The sequence below is a fragment of the Bathymodiolus heckerae thiotrophic gill symbiont genome (assembly GCF_900128515.1).
Lineage (GTDB): Bacteria > Pseudomonadota > Gammaproteobacteria > PS1 > Pseudothioglobaceae > Thioglobus_A.
This window is the reverse complement of the sequence record NZ_FQTP01000127.1, coordinates 1-3,107: the sequence shown is the minus strand read 5'-3', so window position 1 is coordinate 3,107 and position 3,107 is coordinate 1. Positions and strand designations below refer to the sequence as shown.

2 protein-coding genes and 1 pseudogene are annotated in these 3,107 nt (G+C 45.3%); all 3 read left to right on the top strand.

All coding sequences use genetic code 11. The annotated features are described in order from the left end of the window. Nucleotides 1-194 (top strand): annotated as a pseudogene (locus BTHERMOSOX_RS10000) (phosphoheptose isomerase); the annotation flags it as partial. 8 nt (nucleotides 195-202) lie between these two features. Then, the gene (gene hldE, locus BTHERMOSOX_RS09995) at nucleotides 203-1,624 is read left to right on the top strand and encodes a bifunctional D-glycero-beta-D-manno-heptose-7-phosphate kinase/D-glycero-beta-D-manno-heptose 1-phosphate adenylyltransferase HldE (protein WP_138121018.1); all 1,422 of its coding nucleotides are present in this window, start codon (nucleotides 203-205) and stop codon (nucleotides 1,622-1,624) included. 366 nt (nucleotides 1,625-1,990) lie between these two features. Beyond that, complete coding sequence (locus BTHERMOSOX_RS09990) at nucleotides 1,991-3,058, top strand: Druantia anti-phage system protein DruA (RefSeq protein ID WP_249360680.1); 1,068 nt, start codon at nucleotides 1,991-1,993, stop codon at nucleotides 3,056-3,058. The last annotated feature ends 49 nt before the right edge of the window (nucleotides 3,059-3,107 follow it).

Sequence of the window (3,107 nt, the reverse complement as noted above, 5' to 3'; positions counted from 1 at the left end):
TTCAGGCGAGCGTCGCCGCAAAACAACAAGGCATGTCAGTCATAGGTTTAATGGGCGGCGACGGTGGACGCTTAAAATCGCAGGTAGATATGCCAATTGTCATACCTTCCAAAACCACCGCACGTATTCAGGAAGCACATCAATTAATTTACCACTGGTGGTGTGAAATGGTAGATGAAGTCGAAAATGATTGAGGTCGATAATGATTAGTGAAATTCCTGATTTCAAAGGCTTAAACATACTGGTGGTCGGCGACCTGATGTTGGATTATTACTGGTCGGGCCACACCACGCGCGTATCACCCGAGGCGCCTGTGCCTATAGTCAAGGTAGCCAAAAAAGAAGCGCGCGCAGGCGGTGCCGGGAATGTCGCCTTGAATATTGCTTCATTAGCAGCCAATGTCACGTTACTAGGTATCGTCGGGGATGATACCGAAGCTGGAGAGCTACAAAATTTACTGGAAACAAAAGGCGTTTCCTGTGATTTTATTAAAAGTGCTCATGCGCCAACCGCGTGTAAATTACGTATCGTTGCCCAGCATCAGCAGTTGATACGCCTGGACTTTGAAGAGCCTTTAATAGACTTTGATTACTCTGAATTACTAAAACACTATAACAAGGCCTTGGTGACAGCCGATGTGGTTATCTTCTCCGATTATGCCAAAGGTGTTTTAGAGCATATTCCGCAATTGCTAAAGCTTGCAAACAAGCAGGGTGTGGAAAGCTTTGTCGACCCCAAAGGCACCGATTTTTCCCGTTACCAAGGCGCAACCTTAATTACACCCAATCGGGCTGAATTTCAGGCTGTTGTAGGAGAATGTCAGGATAATAAGCAACTGATTAGCAAAGGCCAGGCCTTACTAGCGCAACATAATATCGATGCCTTGCTGGTCACTTTAAGTGAGCATGGCATGGCACTGATTAAAAAAGATGAAACTCATTTTTTACCCACGCACGCACGGGAAGTCTTTGATGTCACCGGCGCTGGCGATACCGTAATAGCCAGTATGGCACTAGGAGTAGCTTCGGGTCTGGGCTTACAACATGCCATGCATCTGGCGAATATGGCGGCAGGTATCGTGGTGGGTAAATTCGGTACATCGACCGTTTCCAGCCACGAGCTTAATCGCGCCTTGCATGGCGATAAGGAAAATATTAGTGGCGTGATCACTGAAGATGAATTACAAAAAGAAATCAACTTTGCTCAGCAGAGCGGCGAAAAAGTGGTGATGACCAATGGCTGCTTTGATATTTTACATGCAGGACATGTGGCCTATCTTGAGCAAGCCAGGCTACTAGGTGATCGCCTGGTGGTCGCCATCAATTCCGACGAATCAGTACAGCAATTAAAAGGCGAATCTCGCCCGATTAATAAATTAGCTGACCGCATGACCATTATTGCTGCTCTAGGTTGTGTGGATTGGGTTATCCCATTCTTTGAGGAAACCCCGGAACGTATTTATAATAAATTTTTACCGGATGTGCTAGTCAAGGGCGGTGATTACAAGCCCGAAGAAGTTGTCGGTGCAGAGGCTGTTATTAAAGCGGGCGGAAAAGTACAAATTCTTGATTTTGTAGCTGGCAAATCCACCACGACCACGATTGAGCGGATTAAAAAGCAGTAAACTATTAAAAAACTGGAGGTTGTGGTTCGAAGGGCTTCAAGGGCATGGCTATTGGTCACGGTTATTTCAATTATCAACAACGCACAATTAAAGACCTGCCCCCGCTCTTTCTCTAAGGCTTTCATAACTATCTCCTTGTTTTAGTGTGCTATGTAACTTATACGCTCTTGTTAAATCAAATTCCACACTTAACGGTGACATAGCAGGGTTAATTTGTTCATATTCTAGACATTATGCGGTACACACGGCGGAACTGTTCTGTAAAAAATATACCATACAAATCAATAGGGTAATAATTAGTTCTGGACAAACCCTCTTATTTCAAGTATAAATCACCCTGAGATTTTATGTTTGAGATAGTTTGCTTTGAACCTACAAGAGATCACCTTACAACTTATCCTGCCAAGTGAGCAGAAACGCTTCCAGTCGTTAATGGAGGCTCATCATTATCTAGGGGCATTACCAAAGATAGGTCATACCTTGTGGTATGTAGCCTGCTACAAAAACGAATGGTTGGCATTAATCAGTTTTTCTGCAGCGGCCTGGAAATGTGCGGCACGTGATCAGTGGATCGGCTGGAGCTTTCGATATCAATACGACCGATTGCATCTGATCGCCAACAACAGTCGCTTTCTGATTCTTCCTGAGCATCATTACCCTAATCTTGCTTCTCGTATTCTGTCGCTGTGCGAGCGACGCATCTCCCAGGACTGGCAGAAACAGTTTGGCTACCCCTTACTATTATTAGAAACCTTCGTCGATCCCCAGTATTTTCATGGCACTATTTACCGTGCTGCAAACTGGATTCATGCCGGAGAGACGCGCGGGTTCCGTCGCACTAGCAAGGGCTACAGCCCAACCCATAAACAACCCAAGCAGATCTATGTACGTCCTTTATCGTCGCGCTCTCAAGCTCGATTATCTCAGTCTATTCTTGACCCTTATTATTGCTATGGAGCACCAAAAATCATGTTGATGGCTGATCAAATGCGAACCTTACCCGAATTTTTTGCTGACATTCCCGATCCACGCCGCAAACAAGGACGGCGTCATTCATTATCCTGCATTTTGGCCATTTCAGCGGGTGCAGTATTATGTGGAATGGAAGGCTATAAAGCAATCAGTGGCTGGGCTGATGATTTAGGCCAAAAAGCGCGGGCGCGCTTTAAGTGTCGTAAACGAGATGGCTACTATTCAGTTCCTAGTCGCACCACGTTTAGAGAAACCTTAATCAGTGTCAACCCTGAAGAACTCGATAGAGCACTGCAAGGGTGGAACGCGCAATTTGCCGAAGAAGACGAAGGTCTGGCTATTGATGGAAAAACCATGCGTAGTGCCATTGATGAAGAAGGCCGTCAAACTCATATTATGAGTGTTGTAGGTCACCAGACAGGTTTATGCCACACTAAAAAAAAGTCGGAACTCTGCCTGTAGAAGGGAGTGATGAACTTAAACAGACGAATGAAATAGGAATGTTCATTCC